At 70.0% G+C, this 4,807-nt stretch carries 5 protein-coding genes and 1 pseudogene; all 6 read left to right on the forward strand.

Features of this window, described 5'->3' with window-relative positions; translation table 11 throughout:
• The first annotated feature begins 298 nt into the window (after window positions 1-298).
• Window positions 299-1,384 (forward strand): membrane dipeptidase, encoded by a 1,086-nt coding sequence (locus tag JNL41_RS04655; protein WP_293473107.1) that lies wholly within the window; start codon window positions 299-301, stop codon window positions 1,382-1,384.
• Window positions 1,385-1,412: 28 nt separating this feature from the next.
• The gene (locus tag JNL41_RS04660) at window positions 1,413-2,444 is read left to right on the forward strand and encodes a hypothetical protein (RefSeq protein ID WP_293473108.1); all 1,032 of its coding nucleotides are present in this window, start codon (window positions 1,413-1,415) and stop codon (window positions 2,442-2,444) included.
• A gap of 114 nt (window positions 2,445-2,558) precedes the next feature.
• Window positions 2,559-3,098: a DsbA family protein gene (locus JNL41_RS04665; RefSeq protein WP_293473109.1), complete on the forward strand. Its 540-nt coding sequence runs from the start codon at window positions 2,559-2,561 to the stop codon at window positions 3,096-3,098.
• 331 nt (window positions 3,099-3,429) lie between these two features.
• Window positions 3,430-3,630, forward strand: coding sequence for a 50S ribosomal protein L35 (rpmI, locus tag JNL41_RS04670; protein ID WP_068875274.1), 201 nt, complete (start codon window positions 3,430-3,432; stop codon window positions 3,628-3,630).
• A gap of 13 nt (window positions 3,631-3,643) precedes the next feature.
• The gene (rplT, locus tag JNL41_RS04675) at window positions 3,644-4,000 is read left to right on the forward strand and encodes a 50S ribosomal protein L20 (RefSeq protein ID WP_293473110.1); all 357 of its coding nucleotides are present in this window, start codon (window positions 3,644-3,646) and stop codon (window positions 3,998-4,000) included.
• Between the two features lie 147 nt (window positions 4,001-4,147).
• Window positions 4,148-4,807 (forward strand): annotated as a pseudogene (locus JNL41_RS04680) (phenylalanine--tRNA ligase subunit alpha); the annotation flags it as partial.

Here is a 4,807-nt window from a genome sequence, read left to right on the forward strand (position 1 = left end):
GGAAGCTGGCCAACCTGGCGGTCTTCGCGCGCGACCCCGGCGCCGACATCGCCAACCTGAAGAGCCTGGAGCTGACCGTGAAGCGCGGCCGCGAGTACCGTCGCGCCGACTTCAGGCCGCTGACCAAGGACGAGATGGAGGCCGCAGAATGAGCGCGCGTGATCTCCCCTCCCCCTTGCGGGGAGGGGCCGGGGGTGGGGGCGCCGGCGACGGACCCACGGGCGACACCCCCACCCCCTGCCCCCTCCCCGCAAGGGGGAGGGGCTTCAACGTCGACCGCCGCGCCCTGCTGGCTGGCGTGGGCGCCTTCGCGGCCTCCCCCGCCGCGGCCACGGCGGCCGGGGCCGATCCGCTGGCCGGGCTGACGGTGATCAACGCCCTGGGCGGCCTGAACGACCCGAACCTCGACGAGCCGCCGCGGGCCGCGGTCACGCCGCGAATCCTGAGGGACGCGTGCGCGTCCGGCACGACCGCGGTGAACGTCACCATCGGCTTCGTCGCCGGCGCAATGGAGCCGTTCCAGCACTCGGTTTCCGAGGTGGCGCAATGGCAGGCGCTGATCCGCCGGCATCCGCGCGACCTGATGCTGATCCTGTCGACCGCCGACATCGCCCGCGCGAAGGCGGAGAAGAAGGTGGGCGTGATCCTGGGCTTCCAGAACGCCGCGATGATGGGCGAGGACGCGAGCCGCGTGGACATCTTCGCCGACATGGGCGTGCGCGTGATCCAGCTCACCTACAACCTGCGCAACCAGCTCGGCGACGGCTCGATCGTGCCCGAGGGCCGCGGGCTGACCGACTTCGGCAGGGCGGTGATCGACCGACTGAACGCCAACCGCGTGATGGTCGACCTCAGCCACTCGGGCCGCCAGATCTGCCTGGACGCGGCGCGCTACTCCAAGCAGCCGATCTCGATCAACCACACCGGTTGCCGCGCGCTGACCGACCTGCCGCGCAACAAGACCGACGAGGAGCTGAAGCTGGTGGCCGACAGGGGCGGCTTCGTCGGCATCTACTTCATGCCGTTCCTGAACCTCTCGGGCCACGCGCGCGCCGTCGACGTGGTCGCCCACATCGAGCACGCGCTGAACGTCTGCGGCGAGGATCACGTCGGCATCGGCACCGACGGCGGCACCACGCCGATCGATGACCTGGACAAGTACGCCGAGGCGCTGCGCAAGGAGCACGAGGACCGCAAGGCCAAGGGGATCGCAGCCCCCGGCGAGCGGGCCGACACGCACCCGTTCGTCGACGACCTGCGCGGGCCGGACCAGTTCCGCAAGCTCTACCGCCTGCTCGCCGCGCGCGGACACAAGCCGGCGCGCATAGAAAAGGTGCTGGGCCTGAACTTCGTGAGGTATGGCCGGGACGTATGGGGCGCGTGAGGCGGAGCTCTGCTACGGTCCGGCCCCGATGAAGACGTTCGCCGCCGCCCTCCTCGCCCCCCTCCTTGCGCTTGCGCTCGCCGCGCCGGCCGTCGCCCAGCCGGTCCCGAAGACCCGCGACGGCCACCCGGACCTGTCGGGCGCCTGGTCGAACGTGTCGCTGACCAAGCTGGAGCGACCGGGGAACCTCAAGGGCCCGACCATGACCGAGGCCGAGGCCACGGCGCTGGCGGCCAACGATCCGCTGCGCCGCGCGGCCGAGGCCGACCGCAAGCCCAGCGATCCCAACGCCGGCGCGCTGGCGCCCGGCGGCGCGCTGGGGCACGACGCGGTGTTCCTCGACGGCGGCGAGACCTACGCGAAGATCAGGGGCGAGTACCGCACCGCCTGGATCGTCGATCCTGCCGACGGGCGGATGCCGCTCACCGAGCTCGGCCAGCGCCGCAAGCGCGAGGCGGCCGCCATGAGCAACCGGATGGACCCGGCGGGGCCCGAGGACCTGGCGCCCAACGACCGCTGCCTGATCGGCTCGCGCAACTCGGGCGGGCCCGGGATGCTGAACAACATCTACAACTCCAACTACCAGTTCCTGCTGACCAGGGACGCGCTGGTGGTGATCGTGGAGATGGGCTTCGGCGTGCGGATCATCCCGATCCATGCCGACAGGGCTGCCGCCCAGGCGGCGCACCAGCCGGCCACGCTGGCGCGCTGGATGGGCGACTCGACGGCCTGGTGGGAGGGCCCGACCCTCGTGGTCGAGACGGTCGACGTGCGGGACGAGCAGGGGCGGTTCGGGCCGATCTTCCTGTCCGAAAAGGGCAGGGTCACCGAGCGGCTGACGCGGTCGTCCAAGGACGAGATCGCCTACGAGTTCAGCGTCGAGGACCCGGTCCACTACACGCGGCCGTGGCGCGCCGAGATGGTGATGACGGCGCTTCCCGGCCGGATCTACGAATACGCCTGTCACGAGGGGAACTACGCCCTGCCCGGCATCCTGGGCGGCGCGCGCGCGGCGGAGGCCGAGGCGACCAAGGCCACGCCGTCCGGCGGCGGAAGGTAGGCTCCGCTGCCGGTCGATCGCCGCACGCTGATCGGGTTCGGGCTGGCGCTGGGCGCAGGCGCGGCCCTGTCGTCGGGGCTGCGGTCGCTGTGGCCGGAAGGCCGCGAACTGCCGATGGACTCAGACGTGGTGCGTGGGGTGCTGAGCGACCCGGGCTCGCCGGTCGTGGGCGCGGCGGACGCCGACGTCACGGTGGTGGTGTTCACCGACTACCTGTGCAGCGTCTGCAAGCGGACCGACGGCGCGGTGCGGATGCTGCGCGCCGAGGACCCGCGCGTGCGGGTGATGTGGAAGGACTGGCCGATCCGCGGACCGATCGCCGACTTCGCCGCGCGCACGGCGCTGGCGGCGCACCGGCAGGGCGCCTATGCCGTGGTCCACGCAGGGCTGATGGAGGCGCGCGGGACGTTGAGTCCGGAGCGGATCGACGCCATCGCCGCCCGCGCAGGCGCCGACGGCGCGCGCCTGGCGGCCGACCGCAAGGCCTCCGCCCGCGAGATCGACGCCCAGCTCGCGAAGCACAACCTGCAGGCCTTCGGCCTCGGCATCGCCGGCACGCCGGCCTACGTCATCGGCGACCGCCTGATCGAAGGCGGCCTCGACGCGAGGCGGCTGAAGAACGCGGTGGAGAGCGCGCGCCGGGGTCGCGGCTAGCGCCTCCCTTCCTGCGCGCAGGGGTTCGGTGCTCGGGGGCACTTTGGCGTCAGCGCCTCTCGCGCCAGCGACACACACCTTGGCGGCCACACCACCACCCAATCCTCCTCCGTCGAGGAGCAGGGCTTTTGAGAAACCGGCAAGGTCGGGCTTGAAGCCTCATGGCTGCCAGTTTGCCTGGCGACTGTGCCGCGATCAGCAAGATGCTGCGGCTTGCGTCGCCCGCCCCTTTCGGCTACTAGCCCGCCCCTTCGGAAGCGCCTGGCCCAAGGCATGCCATGGCGCTTCATCAACACGACCAGAGGACGGGACCTTCGGGGCCCGACGTGAAATGCCCAAACTGAAGACCAAGTCAGGCGTGAAGAAGCGCTTCAAGATGACGGCGTCCGGCAAGCTGAAGGCCGGCGTGGCCGGCAAGCGCCACCGCCTCATCAGCCACAACGCCAAGTACATCCGTCAGAACCGTGGCACCAAGGTGATGAGCGAGGCTGATACCAAGATCATCAAGCTCTGGCTCCCCTACGGCCTCTAAGGAGAACTGACAGATGGCACGCGTTAAGCGCGGCGTGGTCGCCCACGCAAAGCACAAGAAGGTTCTCGAGCAAGCCAAGGGCTTCTACGGGCGCCGCAAGAACACCATCCGCACCGCCAAGGCGGCCGTGGACAAGGCCGGCCAGTATTCCTACCGCGACCGCAAGGTCCGGAAGCGGAACTTCCACTCGCTGTGGATCCAACGGATCAACGCCGCGGCGCGCCTGGAAGGCTTCACCTACTCGCAGTTTATCCACGGCCTTGAGAAGGCCGGGATCGAAATGGACCGCAAGGTTCTCGCCGACGTCGCCGGCGCCGATCCAGCCGCTTTCAAGGCCATCGCCGACAAGGTTCGCGCTGCGCTGGCTTAAGCCTTAGGTCTCTCAAAGACCCTGAAGCTTTCAAGAGCCCTCCGGCCGAACCGCCGGGGGGCTTTTTGCTGCTCCGGCGACGAGAACCTCTCCCGCTTCGCAGGGGAGGTTTCCCTGGAAACGAACCTCCTCTAAGGCAACCGCCTCATGACCGACCTCGCACAACTGGAAGCCGACCTCTCGGGTCGGATCGCCACGGCCGCCGACGTGGCGGCGCTGGAAGCCATCCGGGTGGAGGCGCTCGGCAAGACCGGGACCATCTCCGAGCTGCTGAAGACGCTGGGCAGGCTGAGCCCGGACGAGCGCAAGACCGAAGGCCCGAGGATCAACGGCCTGCGCGACGCGGTGGCCTCGGCCATCGCCGTCAGGAAAGCGTCGCTGGAGGCCGCCGAACTGGACGCGCGGCTGGCGTCGGAGCGGGTGGACCTGTCGCTGCCGCCCAGGCCCGAACGCAGGGGCCGCGTACACCCGACGATGCAGGTGCTGGACGAGATGATCGCCGTCTTCGCCGACATGGGCTTCTCGCTCGCCGAAGGGCCGGACATCGAGGACGACTTCCACAACTTCACGGCGCTGAACTTCCCGCCCAAGCACCCGGCGCGGGAGATGCACGACACCTTCTGGCTGCCCGAGGACGAGCGCGGCGAGCGCAAGGTGCTGCGCACCCACACCAGCCCCGTGCAGATCCGCGCGATGCAGCGGCTGAACGAGAAGCTGCCGAACTGGATCGCGAACGGTCAGGAGCCGCCGATCCGGATCATCGTGCCGGGCCGCACCTATCGCTCGGACAGCGACGCCACGCACACG

The sequence above is a fragment of the Phenylobacterium sp. genome (assembly GCF_016793285.1).
GTDB lineage: Bacteria > Pseudomonadota > Alphaproteobacteria > Caulobacterales > Caulobacteraceae > Phenylobacterium.